This is a genomic window from Streptomyces sp. NPDC030183 (genome assembly GCF_055573455.1).
On sequence record NZ_JBVIBK010000014.1, the window covers coordinates 132,390 to 151,121 of the forward strand.

20 protein-coding genes are annotated in these 18,732 nt (G+C 71.4%); 11 read left to right on the forward strand and 9 right to left on the reverse strand.

All coding sequences use genetic code 11. The features are described 5' to 3' along the window. Positions 1–151 precede the first annotated feature (151 nt). Positions 152–502: a LuxR C-terminal-related transcriptional regulator gene (locus ACZ4Z2_RS18690; RefSeq protein WP_468077293.1), complete on the forward strand. Its 351-nt coding sequence runs from the start codon at positions 152–154 to the stop codon at positions 500–502. 263 nt (positions 503–765) lie between these two features. Here the strand turns inward: ACZ4Z2_RS18690 and ACZ4Z2_RS18695 are convergent, their stop codons facing one another. Together ACZ4Z2_RS18695 and ACZ4Z2_RS18700 are read right to left on the reverse strand one after the other, a co-directional pair. Beyond that, on the reverse strand, positions 766–1,206 hold the full coding sequence (locus ACZ4Z2_RS18695; protein ID WP_468077295.1) for a hypothetical protein: 441 nt from the start codon (positions 1,204–1,206) through the stop codon (positions 766–768). Between the two features lie 249 nt (positions 1,207–1,455). After that, positions 1,456–2,007, reverse strand: coding sequence for an RICIN domain-containing protein (locus ACZ4Z2_RS18700; RefSeq protein ID WP_468077297.1), 552 nt, complete (start codon positions 2,005–2,007; stop codon positions 1,456–1,458). Positions 2,008–2,165: 158 nt separating this feature from the next. Here ACZ4Z2_RS18700 and ACZ4Z2_RS18705 point away from each other — a divergent pair, with 158 nt between their 5' ends. Both ACZ4Z2_RS18705 and ACZ4Z2_RS18710 read left to right on the forward strand, forming a co-directional pair. Further along, the gene (locus ACZ4Z2_RS18705) at positions 2,166–2,657 is read left to right on the forward strand and encodes a DUF3515 domain-containing protein (RefSeq protein ID WP_468077299.1); all 492 of its coding nucleotides are present in this window, start codon (positions 2,166–2,168) and stop codon (positions 2,655–2,657) included. 136 nt (positions 2,658–2,793) lie between these two features. Further along, the gene (locus tag ACZ4Z2_RS18710; protein WP_468077301.1) at positions 2,794–3,387 is read left to right on the forward strand and encodes a TlpA family protein disulfide reductase; all 594 of its coding nucleotides are present in this window, start codon (positions 2,794–2,796) and stop codon (positions 3,385–3,387) included. Here ACZ4Z2_RS18710 and ACZ4Z2_RS18715 read toward each other — a convergent pair. Then, complete coding sequence (locus ACZ4Z2_RS18715; RefSeq protein WP_468077303.1) at positions 3,374–4,495, reverse strand: hypothetical protein; 1,122 nt, start codon at positions 4,493–4,495, stop codon at positions 3,374–3,376. The two genes, ACZ4Z2_RS18710 and ACZ4Z2_RS18715, sit on opposite strands and share 14 nt — an antisense overlap. Before the next feature lie 283 nt (positions 4,496–4,778). Between ACZ4Z2_RS18715 and ACZ4Z2_RS18720 the strand changes: the two genes are divergently transcribed. Beyond that, complete coding sequence (locus ACZ4Z2_RS18720; RefSeq protein ID WP_468077305.1) at positions 4,779–5,966, forward strand: hypothetical protein; 1,188 nt, start codon at positions 4,779–4,781, stop codon at positions 5,964–5,966. A gap of 93 nt (positions 5,967–6,059) precedes the next feature. Here ACZ4Z2_RS18720 and ACZ4Z2_RS18725 read toward each other — a convergent pair whose 3' ends face one another. Next, positions 6,060–6,800: a L,D-transpeptidase gene (locus ACZ4Z2_RS18725; RefSeq protein ID WP_468077307.1), complete on the reverse strand. Its 741-nt coding sequence runs from the start codon at positions 6,798–6,800 to the stop codon at positions 6,060–6,062. Next, complete coding sequence (locus tag ACZ4Z2_RS18730) at positions 6,790–7,293, reverse strand: SigE family RNA polymerase sigma factor (RefSeq protein WP_468077309.1); 504 nt, start codon at positions 7,291–7,293, stop codon at positions 6,790–6,792. The genes ACZ4Z2_RS18725 and ACZ4Z2_RS18730 overlap by 11 nt, the downstream gene beginning before the upstream one ends. Before the next feature lie 133 nt (positions 7,294–7,426). Between ACZ4Z2_RS18730 and ACZ4Z2_RS18735 the strand changes: the two genes are divergently transcribed. From ACZ4Z2_RS18735 to ACZ4Z2_RS18750, 4 genes are all read left to right on the forward strand, one after another. Beyond that, complete coding sequence (locus ACZ4Z2_RS18735; RefSeq protein ID WP_468077311.1) at positions 7,427–7,591, forward strand: hypothetical protein; 165 nt, start codon at positions 7,427–7,429, stop codon at positions 7,589–7,591. 133 nt (positions 7,592–7,724) lie between these two features. Further along, positions 7,725–8,306: a hypothetical protein gene (locus ACZ4Z2_RS18740; RefSeq protein WP_468077313.1), complete on the forward strand. Its 582-nt coding sequence runs from the start codon at positions 7,725–7,727 to the stop codon at positions 8,304–8,306. A gap of 114 nt (positions 8,307–8,420) precedes the next feature. Then, a complete protein-coding gene (locus tag ACZ4Z2_RS18745) occupies positions 8,421–9,080 on the forward strand; it encodes a SigE family RNA polymerase sigma factor (protein ID WP_468077315.1) in 660 nt (219 codons plus the stop codon). Continuing rightward, on the forward strand, positions 9,077–9,925 hold the full coding sequence (locus ACZ4Z2_RS18750) for a hypothetical protein (protein ID WP_468077317.1): 849 nt from the start codon (positions 9,077–9,079) through the stop codon (positions 9,923–9,925). The genes ACZ4Z2_RS18745 and ACZ4Z2_RS18750 overlap by 4 nt, the downstream gene beginning before the upstream one ends. A 47-nt stretch (positions 9,926–9,972) precedes the next feature. Here the strand turns inward: ACZ4Z2_RS18750 and ACZ4Z2_RS18755 are convergent, their stop codons facing one another. Continuing rightward, positions 9,973–11,316, reverse strand: a complete 1,344-nt coding sequence (locus tag ACZ4Z2_RS18755) for a tetratricopeptide repeat protein (protein WP_468077463.1) — start codon at positions 11,314–11,316, stop codon at positions 9,973–9,975. A gap of 1,086 nt (positions 11,317–12,402) precedes the next feature. Between ACZ4Z2_RS18755 and ACZ4Z2_RS18760 the strand changes: the two genes are divergently transcribed. Next, a complete protein-coding gene (locus ACZ4Z2_RS18760; RefSeq protein WP_468077319.1) occupies positions 12,403–12,750 on the forward strand; it encodes a MerR family transcriptional regulator in 348 nt (115 codons plus the stop codon). Between the two features lie 15 nt (positions 12,751–12,765). Here the strand turns inward: ACZ4Z2_RS18760 and ACZ4Z2_RS18765 are convergent, their stop codons facing one another. Continuing rightward, positions 12,766–13,533 (reverse strand): alpha/beta fold hydrolase, encoded by a 768-nt coding sequence (locus ACZ4Z2_RS18765; RefSeq protein ID WP_468077321.1) that lies wholly within the window; start codon positions 13,531–13,533, stop codon positions 12,766–12,768. Positions 13,534–14,367: 834 nt separating this feature from the next. On the opposite strand from ACZ4Z2_RS18765, the gene ACZ4Z2_RS18770 reads away from it, so the two are divergent. Further along, entirely contained in the window at positions 14,368–15,432 is a 1,065-nt protein-coding gene (locus tag ACZ4Z2_RS18770; RefSeq protein WP_468077465.1) for an SGNH/GDSL hydrolase family protein, read from the forward strand. A gap of 67 nt (positions 15,433–15,499) precedes the next feature. Here ACZ4Z2_RS18770 and ACZ4Z2_RS18775 read toward each other — a convergent pair whose 3' ends face one another. Then, complete coding sequence (locus ACZ4Z2_RS18775) at positions 15,500–15,781, reverse strand: DUF397 domain-containing protein (RefSeq protein WP_468077323.1); 282 nt, start codon at positions 15,779–15,781, stop codon at positions 15,500–15,502. Further along, positions 15,741–16,589, reverse strand: coding sequence for a helix-turn-helix domain-containing protein (locus ACZ4Z2_RS18780; protein ID WP_468077325.1), 849 nt, complete (start codon positions 16,587–16,589; stop codon positions 15,741–15,743). Before ACZ4Z2_RS18780 ends, ACZ4Z2_RS18775 begins: the two co-directional genes overlap by 41 nt. A gap of 162 nt (positions 16,590–16,751) precedes the next feature. Between ACZ4Z2_RS18780 and ACZ4Z2_RS18785 the strand changes: the two genes are divergently transcribed. Next, a complete protein-coding gene (locus ACZ4Z2_RS18785) occupies positions 16,752–18,725 on the forward strand; it encodes a YncE family protein (protein ID WP_468077327.1) in 1,974 nt (657 codons plus the stop codon). Positions 18,726–18,732: the final 7 nt, after the last annotated feature.

Here is an 18,732-nt window from a genome sequence, read left to right on the forward strand (position 1 = left end):
CAGTGGCCTTGGGGGATCCCCCCACTGTGACGTGGCCGTGTCATTACAGGGTTCTTCTTGTCAGTAGCGGACGCTAAGTTGGAGGGAGATCGCCGCCGCACCCGGGGCACGGGGCTCTGTCGGGAAAAGCGGCATCGGGAAGGACAGACCCATGACCAAGAGGTCTGACGTAGGAGACACCGCGTGCGCCTACCGGCGCACGGGAGCCGATCCGGTCCGGGACATCAGCAGGCTCAAGACGCTGACGGACCGGGAGAAGGAAGTCCTGCTTCTGCTGGGAACGGGCCTGGGCAACCGTCAACTCGCCCGTGAACTCGGGATCGCCGAGCGGACGGTGAAAGCGCATGTCGCCCGAATAGTGGAGAAACTGCAGCAGGAGACCCGGCTTCAGGTCGCGGTGCTCTCCGTCCTCGCCCATGAGCTGCTGTGCGCCGATCCCCGGTGCGCGTGCGGCTCGACCACGCCGCTGTCGTCCCGCCTCGTCGGGGCGTCCGCGGTCTGAGCGTCGGCCGCGACCGGCCCAGCGTCCTCGACCACCGGTCCCCAAGGGCGTTGCACGGCGTGGATTTGATGTTCGCTTGTGGAAATTTCAACTCTCCTCAGCGGGAGAGACGAACCAACTCATCGCAACGGAAACGACTTACGGGGTGAATATGACTATGCGTCGAATGTCCGAAGCCATGCGGGTGGCGGCCGGACCCGGATCGGGGTCCGGCCCGAGGAGCTGACCTGAGGGTGGGGGCCCGCCGCAGGGCGGGCCCCCGCTCAGGTCCGGATCACCCGGCCCGAGGGCGCCGTCGGCACGAGGCGGTCGTAGCCCCAGGCGCTCAGGCCCATCGCCATCACGAACTGAAGGTCCAGCAGGGCGACGGTCATCATCACGAAGGCCCAGTCGACCGACTCCGCGAGACCGCCCCCGCCCCACACCCCGCCCAGCACCGCGCACACCAGCACCAGGAACGCGTAGACCGAGACGTCGATGGTCGCGGTGCGCCAGCGCGACAGCGCGGGGAGCGCCTTGCGCACGACGGTCAGCACGGCGACGGCCAGGGGAGGGAAGAGCAGCCCGCCCCCGGCGATCATCCCGAGCCCGAGGTCGGCGAGGGAGAACCCCCCGCCCACGTGCACCACGAGCGTGCCCCACAGCCAGGAGGGCAGGGTGACCAGGGCGGCGTACCCGGCCGCTCGGCTCCACGATGTCAGCATGTGCGCGCTCCTCGGATCCCCGTCGCCACCGGTGGTCGACCGGCGGCGGTCCCCGCCGTGGTCGGCCGGCGGAGGACCACAGGAGTCTCTCAGCCGGGCGGGTGCCCGCACGGGCCGGGTGCCCGCGCGTCGGGTCGCGGGCCGGCCGGGGTCCCGGCACCACGGGTGCGGCGAACGGCCTGCTCACCCCCTCGGGCGAGCAGGCCGTTCACCATGTCCCCGCCGCGGTCGGCGGGACGGGCGGGTGGGTCAGGACAGACCCCACTCCTGCTTCTTGCGCGCGGCGTCCGAACCGCCGGACGGCGTGATCGTGATCTTGGTGCCCGAGGCGTCGCTGTTGGCCGTGATCACCTTGTTGGCGAGCCTGCTGATGATCTTGCTGCCGCCGAGGGCCCACTGCTGACCCTTGGACTTGTTGCAGCTCGACTGCTTGACCTGGGTGTTCGTCGCGGCCGACGACACGGACAGGCACTTCTTGGAGTGCTTGTTCTTGATCACGAACAGCCGGGCCTGGTTCGGCTTGTTGTTGTTGATCCACACGAGGTCCCACCGCTGGGTGGTCGCCGTCCTCGAACAGCCCCGCAGTTTCAGCACGGCCCCGTTGCCCTTGGCGTTGTCCATCGACAGGCACATACCGCTCTTGCCCCACACCTTCTCCAGGCGCACGTTGCCGTAGCCCTTCGGAATGGTGTCCTGCGCCGCCGTGGAGGCCGCCGATGCCGGAATCGCCCCGCCCGCCAGCAGCGCACCCGCGACACCCGCGAGCACCAGGCCCTTCGCCCCGTTCTTCACCAGGACCACGTCTCCTTCGCAATCGCGTACTCGGATCACCAGGAGCCTAGGTTCCCGCAGGTGAGAGGGGTATTGACTCTTAGGTCACTGCCCCAAGGTGCAACGTGTCACCATGGCCGCCCCGGCCCGCCGGAAGGGCCCGCGACCGCCCGCCGTACGATCGCGTCATGCTCCGCCGAACCCGTATCGCCCTCCTGGCCACCGGCGCCGTGGCGCTCGTCACCGCCGCCACGGTCACGGTGCGGGTGCTCAGCGAGCCCACCTACAGCTTCACCGCCGCCCCCCACGCCGGGAATCCCGCGTGCGCCCGGGTCAGCGCGCGGTACCCGGACCGGCTGGCCGGGCTGGACCGGGCGGACACCGACACCGAGGGCGCCGCCGTGTACGGCGACGGGGCGATCGTCGTGCGCTGCGGGTTCCCGAGCCCCAAGCCCACCGAAGACCCGTGCACCCAGGTCGACGGCGTGGACTGGGTATGGCGCGCGGACGAGCGGCGCGAGGGCCGGCAACTGCTGATCACCTACGGCCGGGAGCCCGCCGTCGAGGTCCAGGTGGCCCCCGACCGGGCCGCCACCGACGCGGTCCTGGTCGGCCTGTCCGGCATCGTGAAGCCGCTGGAGCAGAGCGGCGAGTGCCTGTCCCTCGCGGACACCCCGTAGCGGACGGACGCCCGGTGGCGGGGCGCTGCACGGCCCCTTCCGCCGAGCCCGGCGAGGGGGGTTCTAGGCCCTGTCGCCTAGGGTGGAGGGCGGGTCCGGCCGGTCGGCGGATCCGGGGCAGGGAGTAGGGACACAGGTGGCGACGAAGAGGATCTCGCGGGCGGTCGTGTGCGCGATCGCGGCCGGTGTGGTGCTCGCCGGCTGTACGACGACGAAGACGCTCCGGACCGACGAGGCCGGGGCCGGGCAGTCCGACCGGTCGGAGGGGTCCGCGCTCCGGCGCGTCGCGGCGGCCCAGCGCGAGGACGCGCCGGACTTCTCCGGCACCACCGTCGACGGCCGCCCGATCCGCCTGTCCGACTACCGGGGCGACGTCGTCGTGGTGAACGCCTGGGCCACCTTTTGCGGTCCCTGCCGCGCCGAGTCACCCGCGCTGGACCGGGCGCAGCGGGAGCTGAAGGACCAGGGCGTACGGGTGCTGGGCGTCAGCTACGACGCCGGCCGGAAGAACGCCCTGGCCTTCCAGAAGGAGCTGGGGCTCTCCTACCCCAGCCTGCACGACCCGGGCGGCAGACAGTTCCTGAAGCTGCCGCGCGGCCTGGTGAACCCGCAGCTCCTCCCCTTCACCCTCTACATCGACCGCGAGGGCCGGATCGCCGGGGCGACCCAGACCCCCGTGACCACGGACGACGTGCGGAACGCCGTCACGCCGATCCTCAAGGAGAAGTAGCCCGGGCCTCGTCCCGGTACTCGTCCGAGGAGTCGTCTGAGTCACTGGAGTCACCGGAGTCCCCTGACTCGTCGGCTTCGCCCGAGTCGCCGGAGCCGGTGTCGCCGTCCCCGGTGGCCTCCTCCGCTGAGCCGTCGGTGTCGTCGTCCGGGGCCGTCCCGGCGGACTCGTCCGAGGGCTCGCCCCGCCCGCCCGAGTCCTCCCTGCCGGTCTCCTCCTCGTCCCGCTCCGCCGACGGCGTCCCCTTCTCGCCCTTCTTCGGCTCGCCCTTCTTCGTCCCGCCCTTCTTCGTCCCGTCCTTCTTCGTCTTCTGCTCCGCGAGGACCTGCCGGAGCCGCTCGGCGCCGGCGCGGGCGGCCTCGCGGGTGGCGTCGTCGTCGATGCCGTACAGGCCGCCGTGGGTGAGGAGCACCGCGGTGTCGCCGATACGGATCACGGCCAGGTCGAGGGTGAGGGCGCCCTCGTCGCCGTCGACGTCGCCGCTGACGACCAGCCGCAGCCCCTGCCGGGCGTCGCCGAGGCCATCGGGCAGGTCGACGGGGCTGACCTCGGCGGCGTACTCGCGGTCCCCGAACCCGGTGATCGTGAACTCGCGGCACTCCTGTGCGAGCCCGCGGAAGTGGTCTAGCCGTTCGTCGACCTGGGCCCTGTCGTAGGCGCCCACCTGGTAGCGCAGCTGGGAGCCGTACTCGCCGTCGTCGAAGCCGGTGACGGCCCGGCCGCCGCGCGGCTTGCCGAGCAGGTCCTCGGCGTAGAAGGCGTCGAGGAGTTCCTGGCACTCGGGGCGGTCGGTGCGGCCCTTGAGGAGGCCGTCCCGCCAGGTCGCCGCGCCCTGGGTGCCGGACCAGGCGCCGCCGAGGTCGCCCTCGCGGAGCAGCGCGCTGCGGGCGCGGGCGTCGGTGAGGGCGGGGGCGGACCGGGCGGTCGGCGAGGCGGGGAGCGTGGCCTCGTCGACGGCGGCCTCGGGGAAGCCGCGCGGCGGCCCGGCCCGGTCGGCCACGCAGGCCGTCACCGTGCCGAGGAGCAGCCCGGCGCCGAGGAGCGGGGCGAGGACACGGCACGTACGGGGCGTACGACGAGACGTACGAGGACGCGTACGACGGCGCATGACGGAGCCTTTCGGGAACAGGGCGTTTGGCTCTACCGCAGCACCGCCCGGTCCGGCCCACCAGCGGAAGGGGGACGTACGGGTGAGCGGTGCCGGACGGCCCCGTCCCACGGCGCGGCGCCTTGCCCTTAGGGGCACTGCCCTCAAGGGCACTGCCCCAGGAGCCACTTACGCACCGTCACCTCCCTTACCTACGGTCATGGCAGGCGCCTGACACGAGACACCCGAAGGCTGTCCCTCCCACGGGCGCCGGCGTCATCGCAGTGGACGAAGGAGAAGAAACATGCGGCTTTCCCGGTTGGCGAAGGCAACGGCCCTGTCCGTGGCTCCGCTCACCCTTGTCGCGGGCGCCTACCAGGCGACCGCGCTCGCCGGCCAGGACACGGCGGCCCCGCGGCCGGCCGCGGGTGCGTTCTCCGCGTCCGCGCTGTCCGCGAAGGCCGACGCCGGTCTGAAGGACGTCTCCGGCTTCGCGGCGGACTCGGCGCAGAGCAGGAAGCTGAAGACGCAGGGCTTCTCAGTGGTGAGGTCCGCGGCCGGCGAGACAGCGGTCGTCGACTCCTCCATGGCCCGCGAGGGCGTCACCACCGCCGCCGGCAAGGGCTTCGTGGAGCTGTCCTGGAAGGGCTACGCCGAGGACGCCCGGTACGTCGTCGCCCGCGACGGCAAGGACATCGCGACCCTGGGCGCCGGGGTGACCTCCTTCCGCGACACCGCGGTCGAGGCGGGCGCCCGGTACACGTACCAGATCATCCCGATCCTGCCGAAGGGCGGCGCCAAGGGCTCCCAGCTGTACGGCGTGAAGGTGGCCGTGCCGGAGTCCTCGTCGCTGACGGGGATGCGGGAGGCGGCGGTCGAGCGGGCCACCGCCGCGGGGGCCGCCTCGACGACCACGCTGACGTGGGTGGGCTTCATCCCGCAGAAGTACGTGGACGCCCCGCTGGCCGGCTGTGACTACGGCAAGAACTTCAAGTTCGGCGGCGACAACCACAGCGACTTCGACTGGAAGTCCAGCAAGTTCCGCTTCGCCCTGCACGCCACCATCACCTGGCGCGACAAGAAGGTGGTGGCCAACAAGCACATCAACCCCACCACCGTCTATGTGAAGAAGACGAGCAAGTTCGTCGCGAAGAAGACCGCCAGCGCCAAGAACGTCTACGCGAAGAAGCTGGGCGGCAGCGGCAACTCCGTGGACATCCGCATGAACGTCCACGCCACCAACCCGTTCTGCAAGGGCCTCGGCGGGGTGAAGGGCGCGGCGTCCGGCGCGTTCACCATCAACATGACCAAGAGCGGCAACTGGACGATCCGCTCCGGCAAGCACCGGCTGTACCCGAACCACTTCATCTACATCTACGACGGTGGCCAGGTCACCAAGGTGTACACCCGCAAGCACGGCAGCACCGCGTGCCTCATCGGCTCCGCGACCTGCCCCGAGGCGGACCTGACGGGCCGCTACGGCAAGTTCTAGGGGTGGCCCTTGGGGGTGTGCTGGGCGTCCCGAGCGCCGGGCACACCCCCCTTTCTTGCGTGTCCCGGTCGCGGGGGTGGCGTCACGGTGGGCTCACGGTGCCGTGGTCGAGGCCGTGGACGGGGCCGTGGTCCGGGCCGCGGTGGGTGTCGCCGCCGACGCGACGATCTCGATCACCGCGCCCTCGGGCAGCTGCTCGTAGAGCCAGGCCGCGTCGGTGCGCCCGAGGGCGATCCAGCCGGTGGTGGCGTCGTAGCCGCCGGACGCCTTCTGGTCGGTGAGGGCGGCGGCGACATAGGTCCGGGGGCCGGGCTTCTCGCCGGGCGGGGTGCCCGTCCTGTCCAGCGGGGACAGTTCGAGGACCCAGCGCAGGCGCACCTCGTAGAAGTCGTCGAGGCCCGCCGTCCCGCCGGAGACCAGCCGGACGGTCTTCTTCCCGGTGACGGTCATCAGGCCCGTCGGCGTCGGTGTCCTCGCGGCGCCCACGGATACGGGGAGTTCGCGGCCCTCCGTGGCCAGCACCCGGCGGGACAGGTCGACCGTGGCATAGGGGACGCCCTGGCTGGGGGAGGGGGCGGGTACGGAGCTCTCGAGCGGCGACGAGCGCTGTTCGGCGCCCAGGCCGGCGCCGTGGCCGGTGCCCTCGCCGGTGACGTGCCCCGTGAGGACGGCGGCCAGGGTGGCGGCCGCGCAGCCCCCGGCGAGGAACGCGGTCGTCCGGCGGCGGTGCCGGCGGCGTCCGGCGACGGCACGGATCCCGGCGCCGGGCATCCGCGGCGCCGTCTCGGCGGCTTCGGCCAACTCCCGCAGGCGGCGGGTGAGTTCATCGGACACGGCCGTGCTCCTTCTCGCCCCCGCCGGGGGCCAGTTCGCGTGCCAGGGCCGCCCGGCCGCGGGACAGCCTGGCCTTGACGGTGCCCACGGGCGCACCGGTCTCGGAGGCTACCTGCTCGACACTCAAATCGCACAGATGGTGCAGGACGACCGCCATGCGCTGCGCCTCCGGCAGTCTTCGCAACGCGTCCACCAGCACCGCCCGCTCCGGTTCCGGGCCGGGCGCGTGCTCCGGGGGCGGGTCGCGGCGCATCAGCTCCAGCCAGCGGCGCGCCCGCCGCCACCGGCTCACCGCGAGCCGCATCGCCACCGTCCGTATCCACGCCTCGGGCGCCCCGTCCGCGAGGAACTCCCGCCGCCGGTCCCAGGCCCGGACGAACGCCTCCTGCACGACGTCCTGCGCCTCGCCGTGATCCCCCGTGAAGGCGAAGAGCTGGCCGGTAAGCCGGGGGAACGCGGTGGCGTAGAACGCGTCGAACTCTTCCTCGGTCATGTCCCCGCCGTCATCGACTATGTCACCGGGCCGCTGTGCAACCCGGTCGCCCCCGTCGTGCGTACAGGTCCCGGACGTACGCCACGTACGCCCGACATCGAAACACACGCAGGACTCATCGCAGGGGGGACCAATGACCTCGGGAGCCGGGCGGACACGCCGACGTCTCGTCCGTGTGCTGACCGCCGGCGCGCTGGGCGCCCTGGTGCTGGCGGGCTGTTCGAACAGCGGAGAGGGGGTGCGGGACGAGGGGCCGAGCAAACTCTCCACGGCCCGGCACATCGCGGTGCGCCACTGACCGCCGGGCCGGGAACCCCGTGCGGAACCTTTTTCGCCCCGCGTGTCATCCGACCCGTGCGGCACAGGGGTTTACGGGGTGTCAGACCAACAGAGCCACATGGCACATCTATGGGGGTTGTCCGTTCATGCACATGGCACGGATGCACAAGTACGTCGCCGTCGCAGCGCTGACCACGCTGCTGGCGGGGGCGCCGACGCTGTCGTACGCCGTCTCGCGGGGGGAGACGGCGCACGGCACGGCGGTCGCGGCCGAGGCGGCCGCCGCCGCGAGGAAGGCGCCGACGCCGAGGATCGTCAAGCCCGGTGAGCACGTCGTCGCCGCGCCCGGCTTCGAGCTGTGGCTCACCGCCGAGGGCAAGCACTGGGTGGAGCCGGACCTGCCCGACATGGAGCAGTTCCGCAGCGTCGTCGACGGCAACATCGACCTGAGCCGGCCCGGCGTCTCGCTCCAGGCGGGCGGCCACGAGGGTGTCTACCACCTCTCCGGGATCTACTACGGCGGCAAGGGAACCGCCTCCCGCGTGCAGGTGCGGACGAGCGAGGGCATCGTCCACGGCAAGCTGATCGAGCTGGCCGGGAAGCCGGGCTGGGGCGTCTGGTACGCCACCACCCCGCTGCCCGACGACGACAGCGGCGAGGACTTCCTGCGCGGCGTCACCGTCTACGACACCAAGGGCCGGGTCTACTCCCAGCTCCGGATCCCGGGGGTCTGACCAGGCGCCCCGCAGGGCGCACCGACACCCACGTGACCGTGCGGGCGCGGGAACCGACCATTCCCCGCCCGCACGGCACGCTCCCCCACGCTCCCGACCCGAGGACCGTCGTCCGTGCCGCACGAGAAACCCGGATCGCCCGAGGACGGCGACTTCGCCGCGTACGCCACCGCCGCCTGGCCCCGTCTGGTGCGCACAGCGCACATGCTGACCGGCGACTTCCACGAGGCCGAGGATCTCGTGCAGACCACCCTGGCCAAGGTGTACGCCCGCTGGCGGCGCATACCCCGCGACGACATCGACTTCTACGTACGGCGCTCGCTGGTCAACAACAACATCAGCCGTGTCCGCAAGAGACGTGTGGCCCATCTGCTGACCCCGTTCCTGCCCGAGCGGGTGCACGAACGGCAGGCCGGGCACGCCGACTCGGTCGCCCAACGGGCAGCGCTCGACCAGGCGTTGGCGGCGCTGTCGGCGCGGCAGCGGTCCGTGCTGGTGCTGCGGTTCTGGGAGGACCTCAGCGAGACGGAGACAGCCCAGCTGCTCGGTTGCTCCCTCGGCACGGTCAAGACCCACGTCCGCCGCGGCCTGGCCGCGCTGCGCACCCACCCGGCGTTCACCTCCGACGACCCCCCGGCCACCGCGACCACCGACGGCGGCCGGGGCGACCCCGCCCCCGCTGGGGGCACCGCCGCCCCGGTCGAGGGCGGCCGGGCCGCCGCCGCCCCGTTCCCCCCGTCGCCCCGCTCGCCCGTCCCCGGAGCCCGCCCATGAACCACCCGACCACCGGGACAGACGACCCGACCGGCACCGGTGCCGGTGCCGAAGCAGGAGCCGAAGCCAGTGCCGGGGCCGGGGCCGGTAGTGAGAGTGACGCCGAGGCGACGGGGCGGCGGTTGCGGGCGGTGTTCGCCGAGGCCGCGGGCGGCATCGCCCCGCCGCCGGTACCGCTGGAGGCCATCCGGCGCGACGGCCGCCGGCGGTTGCTGCGCCGCCGGGCGGCCGCGCTGAGCACCGGCTGCGGCCTGCTGCTGCTCCCGTTCCTCGTCCTGGCCTTCCGCCCCGACGGCCCCGCGGACTCCGTCGAGCCGATGGCACCGCCGGTCTCGGCCCCCGCCGCGACCCGGTCCTCGCCGCCCCCGTCGAAGCCGCCCGCCGGGAAGGTACGCGTCCTGGCACCCGGCGAGCGGGTCACCGCCGAGGACGGGTCGGAGTTCTGGCTCACGGCGGAGGGCAAGCACTGGATCACACCGGAGCCCGAGCCGGGCGTGACCCCGATGGAGGAGTTCCGCAGCGTCGTCGACGGCAACCTCGACACCTCCGAGCCCGGTATCTCCCTCCAGGGCTCCGGCTCGGCCTCCGGCGGCTACCGCGTCTCCGGCCTCTTCTACGGCGTCCGCACGGCCGCCGCCCGCGTGGAGATCCGGGCCTACGACGGCACCGCGATCAACGGCACGGTCCTGCGGCTGCGCGGCAACACCCGCTGGGGCGTCTGGTACGGCCAGGTGGAGGCCCCGAAGGAGACCGCCGACCCGACGGAGTTCGAGGACCCGGTGCGCAAGGTCACGATCTACGACGGCGAGGACAAGGTGATCGCGGAGATGGACTTCGGACACTGACGGGAGACGGACGACGGCAGCGGTACGGCCGCGCCGAGGCCCTGTCGTCAGAGCGGGGGCTGGGCCGGGGCGGGCCCGAGGGTGGTGGTGCCCGGGGCCGTCCGGTGACCGAGGCCCGTGCGGTACGCGTCGAGCGCGGCCTCGACCCGCCCCGTCCGGCGGAAGAGGTCGCCCAGCAGCCGGCACAGGTCGGCGAGGTCGCCCGCCGCTCCCGCCCGCTCCAGCAGGCTCAGAGCGCGGACGTAGTGCTCCTCGGCTGCCTCGGTGTCCCGGGCGTCCTCGGCGATGATGCCGAGGAGGCGGTGGGCGGCGGCGGAGTGCAGGGCGCCGCGTTCGGAGTGGAGGTCGGCCAGGACCTCCCGGAGGAGCTCGGCGGCTTCCTCGGACTTGCCGCGGCGGTGCAGGACGTCGGCGAGTTCGACGGCGACCTGGCTGGTGTAGAGGGCGGCGCGCTTGGCGCAGAGCATGCGGCGGGCTTCGCGCAGCTCGGCCTCGGCGCGTTCGTAGTCGCCGTTCTGGGCGTGGAGGTAGCCGCGCATCCAGTGGCAGTTGGCCAGCTCGGTGCGGATCTGGAGCTGCCGGTACAGCTCGGCGGCCTTGGCGAGGGACGCGTCGGCCTCGGCGATCCGCCCCTCGGCGATCATCGTGCGGGCGACGGACCGGTGCATCCGGGCGACGAGGGCCGGGTCGCCGGACCGCGGGGCGAGGGCGAGGGCCAGCTCGGCGGCCTGGGCGGCGCGGGCGTGGGCGCCCATGTCCATGTAGGGCGCGATGACGCCGGTGTAGAGGAGGAGCAGGGCGTCGGGATCGTGCAGGCCGTTGCGGTTCAGCTCGTCGAGGGTGGACTCGAACAGGTAGCAGGAGTAGCGGAGTTCGCCGGCGAGGTAGTGGGCGACGGCGCGGCCGCGCAGGGCGGGGACGCGGGCGGGGAGGGGCGCGTCACCGAGCCGCCGCTCGGCCTGTTCGAAGCGGAGCCGGGCGGTGTCCAGGTCGCCGGTCTCCAGCGCGCACTCGCCGAGGCCCAGCAGGGAGTCGGCCTGTTCCGCGACCAGTCCGTGCTCGTCGGCCTCCGCGAGCACGGAAGCGAAGCACTCGGCGGCGGCCTCCGTGGCGCCGGTGCCGAGGGTGCGCTGCGCGCCGGTGAGCCGCAGCCGCAGTTCGGTGGCGAAGCCGGCGGGCCGTCCGGTGGCCAGTTCCTCGTAGCCGACGCCGAGCCGCTCGGCGATATGCCGCAGGGCGGGTTCCGAGGCGCGGACGCGTCCGGACTCCAGGGTGGAGATGTACGCGGGGGTGTACGCGGGCTCCGCCAACTGCCGTTGTGTGAGGCCGCGTTCCGTCCGCAGTCGCTGCACTCTGCGCCCTATGACCTCGGGGTCGTCACGCTCGGCCATACCTGCCATGACGTAAGCATGCCAGTAAGCCGGCTTATGCCGGCCGCTTTACCCCAACTGCTCACGTGCCTCTTGCCGTTCACAGGCCCAAGTCCTACGTTGAGCGACGCGCTGTGCGCGTTCGGCCACGCGGTCAGCCCCGCACCCTCCGCCGCTGAGCCACCCAGCCACCCAGCCACTCAGCCCATCGCCGGCAGTCGCCCCCGCTGCCGCCGCAGCCGCTGCGAGGTCGCCGTGCTCCGAGAACTCCTCACCCGCCTCGCCCGTCCCCTGGCCGCCGCGCTGCTGGCGGTGGCGGCCCTGATGACCCTGGCCGGCGCCGTCCCGCGCTGAGCCGGACGGGGTACGGCACCGGGGGCGCCCTCCGGCCGCTCAGAACTCCGCCGTGTCCAGCGCGAACCCGAGGGGCGCGGGCAGAGACACGGTGAGCCCGAGCTTGCACCGGGAGCTCTTGGCGTACTCGTCCGCCGAGGGCTCGGAGCGGATGACCGCCTCCCGCCTCCCCGGCCTCCCTGTCGATCAGCGGGTAGAGCGGGATCCCGGCGCGGGCGTAGCCCTGGATCTTCTTCTCGCGGTCGCGCTCGGCGGTGCCGTCGGAGGTGACGGCGCTCTCGGCGTAGACCGGCAGCACCCAGGGAGAAGCCTTCGAACAGCTGACCGACAGAAAGACTCCCCTGACCTTGTTCCGAAAATCTGCAGCCGCCGCAGTAGACATTTTCCCGGCAACGTCCTACCGTTTTTCCCGTACCCCTTGAGTCGAAGAGGGCACGGCAGACATGAACTGCCGTGCGAGCAGGTCAAGCAGTACCGCGTCATCCAGAAGTACGACCGTGCAATCGAAGGTAAGGAGCAGACGCCATCAGGATCGCCCGGGCGAGGAAGAAGTCCGCCCGGGTCACCGCAGGCCCCGGATTGGAAGGTGGTCCCCGGTCACGCATCCGCGATCCCCGCAGTCCCGCCCTCCCAGGCGGACCCTGCGGATACAGAAGACCGGCGCAGCGCGCCGGTAGATGGTGGTAGAAGCTCGGGGCTCGGGTGCCGTACGGCGCCCGAGCCCCCCGACGTGTTCTCCGAAAGAAGAGGTCTATGCCCCCTGCCAGTTCCCGCCTCACCGACAATCTCGACGACGACGACTACCCCGCCTACACGATGGGCCGGGCCGCCGAGATGCTCGGCACCACCCCCGCCTTCCTCCGCGCCCTCGGCGAACACCGCCTGATCACCCCGCTGCGCTCCGAAGGCGGTCACCGCCGCTACTCCCGCTACCAGCTGCGCATCGCCGCCCGGGCCCGTGAACTCGTCGACCAGGGCACCCCCATCGAGGCCGCCTGCCGCATCGTCATCCTCGAGGACCAGCTGGAGGAGGCCCAGCGCATCAACGAGGAGCTGCGCGCGCGGGGCGGCGGCGCGTCGCGGCCGAGGTCCACGGCCTGACCGGCAGCGGGCGCGTCAGCCGGTCAGCGCCGCCGCCGTCGCCCGTACGAACGCCTCCGGGTTGTCGAGCATGACGTTGTGGCCGCAGTCCGGGACGGGTACGACGCCCACCCCGGACGCGGTGAGGGCGTCGGCGCCGGGGAGGGGGCCGTCCGCCTCGGGGTACAGATACGTACGCGGGATCGTCAGGCCCAGGAGCAGCTCACGCATGGTGGGGCGCGTGCCCCGGGCGAGCCCGACCGCACTGCGGTACAGCGCCTCCGGTCCGGCCAGCCGCATCGTCGCCCACCACCGCGCGCCGGCCCGCTCGGCGAACTCCTCCCGGCCGCCGGACAGGAACTCCTCCTCGGAGTAGGCGGCGATGCCGTTGCTGCCGACGACGCCGTGGGCGGGCGTGAGCGGATCGAGGTTGGAGTCGACCAGCACCAGCCTCGACACGAGGTCCGGGTGCCGGGACGCCAGCACGATCCCCACGGAGCCGCCCATACTGTGCGCGACCAGCTCGGCACCGGCGACCCCCGCCGCCGTCAGCGCCCGGGCGAGCGCGTCGGCGTGCGCCTCCAGGGAGTAGTCGAAGTCCGCCGGGCGGTCGCTGATCCCGTGCCCCAGCATGTCGACGAGCAGCGACCGCCGCCCGGAGAGCGAGGGGTGCGCGGCCACGGCCGTGAAGTACGGCCCCGACGCGGCCCCCAGCCCGTGCACATACACCCGGCAGGGCTCGGCCCCCGCCCACTCCACCCACCGAATCCGGTCCCCGGCCTCCGTCACCACGGCCTCACGCACGCGTTCTCCCCCTTCACTTGACCAGAGGAGAACCTACCTACCGCCGACGTCGGATCCCTCGGCCGGCTGACTCTGCGCTCGGTTACGTCGCGGCACCGGAGCCCCCACCGGCATCGAGCACGGCGCCGGGGAACGCCGGAGGCGTGCGCGGTCGTTCGCCGCCACCGGCCTCCCCCAATCACCACGGTCGGCTGAAACTGCGGGACCGGTTATCTGTCGGACCGTGAATTCACCTGAGTACGGGATGAGTTGAAGCACAGCACTCGATGGCGGGAACGATGCGCCACGCGTTCCGACTCCGCGGAATGGGTGGACCGCATTGACCTCAACGGCGCTATTCCGCAATCCGCTTCATTCGACCAGTCGAACATGAGGAGCCGGCGTTTAGTCGACTTGTCGAACAACAGACCAAGCACTGCTCCCGCGCAGGTGACGGACGTTCGCGAGGACTTTCGCCGCCCGGTCGATCACTCAGTGAATGGCTACCGACGGGTCCGGTCACCAATTCCCGCCCCGTCGGGACTTTCTGGTGATTACACGTGTCGTCGTGACCTTCTACTTGTCCTTTCCCCATACCGAATTCGGTGACAACACTGCTAGATTGACGCCGCGTCTCCGACGTCCGAGTCAAACAGGCTGCGGACCAGGAGACATTCTCCCCCTGGCCTTCACAAGAAGTCCACATTCGGGTACCCGGAAACCGTAGCGGCCCAGTTTCGCTGCTTCCAGCGAGCTTCACCCCGCTCCTCGGGTATTCACCCCCCCATCACCAGAAAGCACACCCAAGTGAAGAGATCCCTTCGGCGCTTCGGCCCCCCTGTCGCCGTCGCCGCCCTGACGATCGCGCTGGGCACGCCCGGTCTCGCCACCGCCGACGAGGCGGCCGACAGCCAGGACGCCACGTACTACATCTCGCTCGGCGACTCCCTGGCCTCCGGATACCAGCCGGACGTCGACAAGGACACCGACGCCGCCTACACCGACCAGCTGTACGCGCAGCTCAAGCAGCGCACCCCCGGGCTGAAGCACATACGCCTCGGCTGCACCGCTGAGACCACCGAGTCCCTGATCAGCGGCGGCAAGTGCGACTACCCGAACGCCAAGTCCCAGCTGGACGCCGCCGTGAAGGCCATGGCCCAGCACCGCGGCAAGGTCGCCTACGTGACCCTCAGCGTCGGCGCGAACGACATCCTCCTCAACTGCGTCAGCCCGGTCGGCACCCTCGACGGCGCGTGCCTGAACAGCCGCAGCCAGAGCATGGCGAAGAACCTCGCCCAGATCACGGGCGCGCTCCGCCAGGCCGGCGGCAAGAACACCCAGTTCGTGGGCTCGACGTACCACAACCCGTTCCTGGCGGCCTGGGCACAGGGCCCCGCGGGGCAGCAGGCCGCCAAGGAGTCGGCGCCCCTGATCAAGGCCGCCAACACCGGGATCACCCAGGTGTACAAGTCCACCGGCTTCAAGGTGGCGGACGTGGCCGCGGCGTTCTCCTCGGACGACTTCACCACCCAGGTGAACGTGCCGGGCGTGGGCGAGGTGCCGGCGAACGTGGCCAAGATCTGCCAGCTGACCTGGGCGTGCACGAAGAAGGACCCGCACCCCAACGCCGAGGGCCACAAGGTGATCGCGGGGGCGTTCGCGTCGGTGATCACCAAGAGCGACGCGCCCGGTCCCGGCGCGTCCCCGAGCCCCACCGAGTCGGCCACACCCGGCACCGGCACGGACGGGGACTCGGACAAGGGCGAGGAGGCGAACGACCCGAAGACGAACGGTGGTCTCGCCGAGACCGGCGGGTCCAGCAGCACGCCGCTCATCGCGGGTGCGGGCGCCACGGTCGTGGCGATCGGTGCGGCCGCGATCTACTTCGCGCGTCGGCGCCGCGCGGGCGAGGACAGCTGACGAGCAGCGGGCCGCCCCCGACGACGCGGGCGGCCCGCTCCCCGTCCGACCTCGGCTACGGCTGCGGCTACGGCTGCTGACCGCCGGACGACACGTGGCCCAGGAAGACGGAGAAGGCCGCGGCCGAGAGGGTGAGGGTGCCGCCGCCGGGGTTCTTGGAGTCGCGGATGGCTATGTGAGGGGTGAGGGGGGCTACTTCGACGCATTCGCCGCCGGTATTGCCGCTGTGGGAGGACTTACGCCACTGGGCGGTGCCGAGGGGGGCGCACTCGACGCACTGGCCGCCGCTGCTCCCGCTGTACGACGACTTACGCCACTGAGTGCGCGTCAGATCCGGGCTGCTCCTCATAGCGGTCCTCCATCACACGGGCGATCAACGCCGCCGACTCCCTGGGGGAGAGTGCTTCGGCCTGCAAGCGAGCGTAACCGACCGAACGCTCCCTGATTACTTGCGGATTGGCCGTCATATGGCCTTGGTCGTAACTCTCGCTGTAGTGGAGGTCAGGGTCGTCGTCGAACCGCAGAAGAGTGAAGGACCCCATCATGCCGGCGTGCTGGCCGACCGAGAACGGGAGCACCTGTAGCTCCGTCCAGGGACGCCCGAAGAAGCCGAGCAGGTGGGCCAGCTGTTCCCGCATGACCGCTCGGCCGCCGATCTCCCGGTACAGGACCGCCTCGTCCAGCACCGTCCACAAGATCGGTGGTTGCGCCCGCCGCAAAATGCGCTGGCGCTCCATCCGCGCCGCGAGCATCTCGTCGAGCTTGTCCCGTTGTTCCACGCCCAGCACCGCGCGTGCGTACGCCTCGGTCTGGAAAAGCCCGTCCACCAGCTGACACTGGTACGTGGAGACGTACGTCGCCCTCGCCTCCATCTCCGCGAACGGCTGGAACCACGTCGGCAACTGGCTGCGCAGCACCAGCCCCACCAACCGCGAGAAGAACCCGTCCGTCATGAGCGCCGCGTCCAGGCGCTCCGCGAACTCCCTCGTCGGGACCTTGTTGCCCGTCTCGATCTGCCCCACCAAGGAACCCGTGCAAAAGATCGTTGAGCCCAGGTCCCCCTGCGTCAGGCCCGCCTCCTCTCTGCGGCGGCGCAGCTCCGAGCCGAAGTAGTCCAACGGCGAGGCACTGGGGTCCAGTCGGCGTACGTTCGACATGCACCGAGCGTAACCACGCGAGCACAGGTACGTGGTCGAAAACGGGAATGACCCCCCGTGCCGCTTCTGTCAGAGGCGTGACTTAGTCTTCGCTCACTCGCCCGCGAGTCGAACAGACATACGCGGCGCTCTCTCGCTTTTCGTTCCGGGGGGTTCGAAAACGTGCGTATCCGCACTCTTCCGGCTGCCACCGCGCTGGCAGTCCTCTTCAGCTCGGCCGCGCTCGCGGTCGGGACGGCCGCCCCGGCGGCGGCCGACAGCACCATGGTCCTTCCGGTCGCGTCGAGCGCGGACATCGCGGTGGACGGCGTCCACCAGCGGGTCTTCATCAGCGACCCGCACAGCGGCAAGATCGTCGTCACCGACTTCCACGGCATCGTCGTCAAGCAGCTGACGAACCTGCCCGGCGTCCAGGGCCTGGAGCTGTCCGCGGACTCCGGCACGCTGTACGCGGCGGTACGGGACGCGGACGCCGTCGTGGCCGTCGACACGGCGACGAACACCGAGTCCGCCCGCTACACCGTGGGCGACGCCCCGGTGAGCGTCGCGCTGGCCGGCGGCAAGGTCTGGTTCGGTTACGGCGCGGCCGGCAGCGGCGACCTCGGTTCGCTGGACCTGTCCGGTGAGCAGCCCGTGGTCGCGCTCGACCAGGACACCACGCACCTCTGGTACTACGCGCCGATCCTGGACGCGGCGCCCGGCGCCGGCTCCCTGCTCGCGGGCGAGACCGGCGGCAGCAAGCTCGCCGTGTACGACGTCGCGTCGGGCACCGCGAGCCGCACGGCGGCCGTGGACACCGGTGGTTCGAACATGGGCGACCTCGCGGTCACCCCGGACGGGCAGCGCGTCATCGTGGCGAGCGGGGCCCCGTACCACCACCAGGTGTTCAAGACCTCCGACCTGACGGCGGACGGCACCTACGCCAGCGACACCTACCCGAACTCGGTCGCCGTCGCGGCGGACGGCACGGTCGCGGCGGGTATCGACGGCATCTACGAGCCGGACATCTACGTCTACAAGCCCGGCTCCACCACCTCGGTCCGGGAGTACGACTTCCCGAACACCGGCGGCAGCAGCGGCGGCGACGAACTGCCCGACTCGGGCCTGGCCTGGGTGCCGGACGCGTCCCGCCTGTTCGCGGTGACGTACAACGACGAGGGCGTGTACTCGCTGCGTGTGCTGGAGGCGCCCACCAAGGCCACCACCGCCATCAGCGTGAACGCGCCCGCCACGGCCACCCGCGCCAAGCAGCTCACCGTCACCGGAAAGGTCACCTCGAAGGCGGCGCTCCCGGCCGGGGTGAAGCTGACGGTGACCCGCACCGACCTGGAGAACACCTCGGGCAAGGCCCTCGCGGACGTGACGGTCGCCGCCGACGGCACGTACTCCTTCACCGACACCCCGACCGTCGGCGGCAAGGTGAAGTACACGGTGCGCTACGCGGGCGACGCCGACCACGCGCCGGGCTCCGCCTCCGACACCGTCGAGGTCTCCCGCGCCACGCCCACGCTGACGCTCAACAAGAACCGCAACACCTACGCGTACGGCGCGGACGTCACGTTCACCGCGCACCTCGGGACGACGTACAAGAACCGCAAGCTGGAGATCTGGGCCGACCCGTACGGCTCCGACAAGCCGAACACACTGGTCAAGTCCGGCACGGTGAACTCCTCGGGCAACCTCTCGGTCACCCTCGACCTGAAGCGGGACACCAAGGTGTCCGTGAAGTTCGCGGGCGACGCGCGCTACAAGCCGAGGACGGTCACCAACACCGTCTACACCAAGGTCAGGATCTCGTCCTCGATCGGCGGCTACTACAAGACGCAGTGGGCGTGGAACCACACCTACCACTACATCCGCCAGTCCAAGGACCCCGTCCTGAAGACGACGATGACGTACTACCCGGGCCGCAAGCAGCGCCTCCAGCTCCAGGCGTACTACCAGGGCGCCTGGCGGGACGCGGGCTCGGAGTACTTCGCGCTCGGCACGTCCGGCGTCTCCGAGGTCACGCTCACGGGCACCCCGACCACGAACGTCCGCTTCCGGTTCCGCTCGGAGTACCACGACACGACCTCCGGCGACAACGTCAACACCACGACGTACGGCGCCTGGAAGTACTTCATCTTCACCAGCTGACGCGCCA

Bases quoted from the DNA above. Each gene is read 5' to 3' on its own strand.
- ACZ4Z2_RS18760 (WP_468077319.1), top strand. From the start codon at position 12,403: ATGCCCCCTGCCAGTTCCCGCCTCACCGACAATCTCGACGACGACGAC.
- ACZ4Z2_RS18720 (WP_468077305.1), top strand. From the start codon at position 4,779: ATGCGGCTTTCCCGGTTGGCGAAGGCAACGGCCCTGTCCGTGGCTCCG.
- ACZ4Z2_RS18750 (WP_468077317.1), top strand. From the start codon at position 9,077: ATGAACCACCCGACCACCGGGACAGACGACCCGACCGGCACCGGTGCC.
- ACZ4Z2_RS18705 (WP_468077299.1), top strand. From the start codon at position 2,166: ATGCTCCGCCGAACCCGTATCGCCCTCCTGGCCACCGGCGCCGTGGCG.
- ACZ4Z2_RS18755 (WP_468077463.1), bottom strand. From the start codon at position 11,316: ATGGCCGAGCGTGACGACCCCGAGGTCATAGGGCGCAGAGTGCAGCGA.
- ACZ4Z2_RS18775 (WP_468077323.1), bottom strand. From the start codon at position 15,781: ATGAGGAGCAGCCCGGATCTGACGCGCACTCAGTGGCGTAAGTCGTCG.
- ACZ4Z2_RS18780 (WP_468077325.1), bottom strand. From the start codon at position 16,589: ATGTCGAACGTACGCCGACTGGACCCCAGTGCCTCGCCGTTGGACTAC.
- ACZ4Z2_RS18740 (WP_468077313.1), top strand. From the start codon at position 7,725: ATGGCACGGATGCACAAGTACGTCGCCGTCGCAGCGCTGACCACGCTG.
- ACZ4Z2_RS18695 (WP_468077295.1), bottom strand. From the start codon at position 1,206: ATGCTGACATCGTGGAGCCGAGCGGCCGGGTACGCCGCCCTGGTCACC.
- ACZ4Z2_RS18735 (WP_468077311.1), top strand. From the start codon at position 7,427: ATGACCTCGGGAGCCGGGCGGACACGCCGACGTCTCGTCCGTGTGCTG.
- ACZ4Z2_RS18715 (WP_468077303.1), bottom strand. From the start codon at position 4,495: ATGCGCCGTCGTACGCGTCCTCGTACGTCTCGTCGTACGCCCCGTACG.
- ACZ4Z2_RS18690 (WP_468077293.1), top strand. From the start codon at position 152: ATGACCAAGAGGTCTGACGTAGGAGACACCGCGTGCGCCTACCGGCGC.
- ACZ4Z2_RS18730 (WP_468077309.1), bottom strand. From the start codon at position 7,293: ATGACCGAGGAAGAGTTCGACGCGTTCTACGCCACCGCGTTCCCCCGG.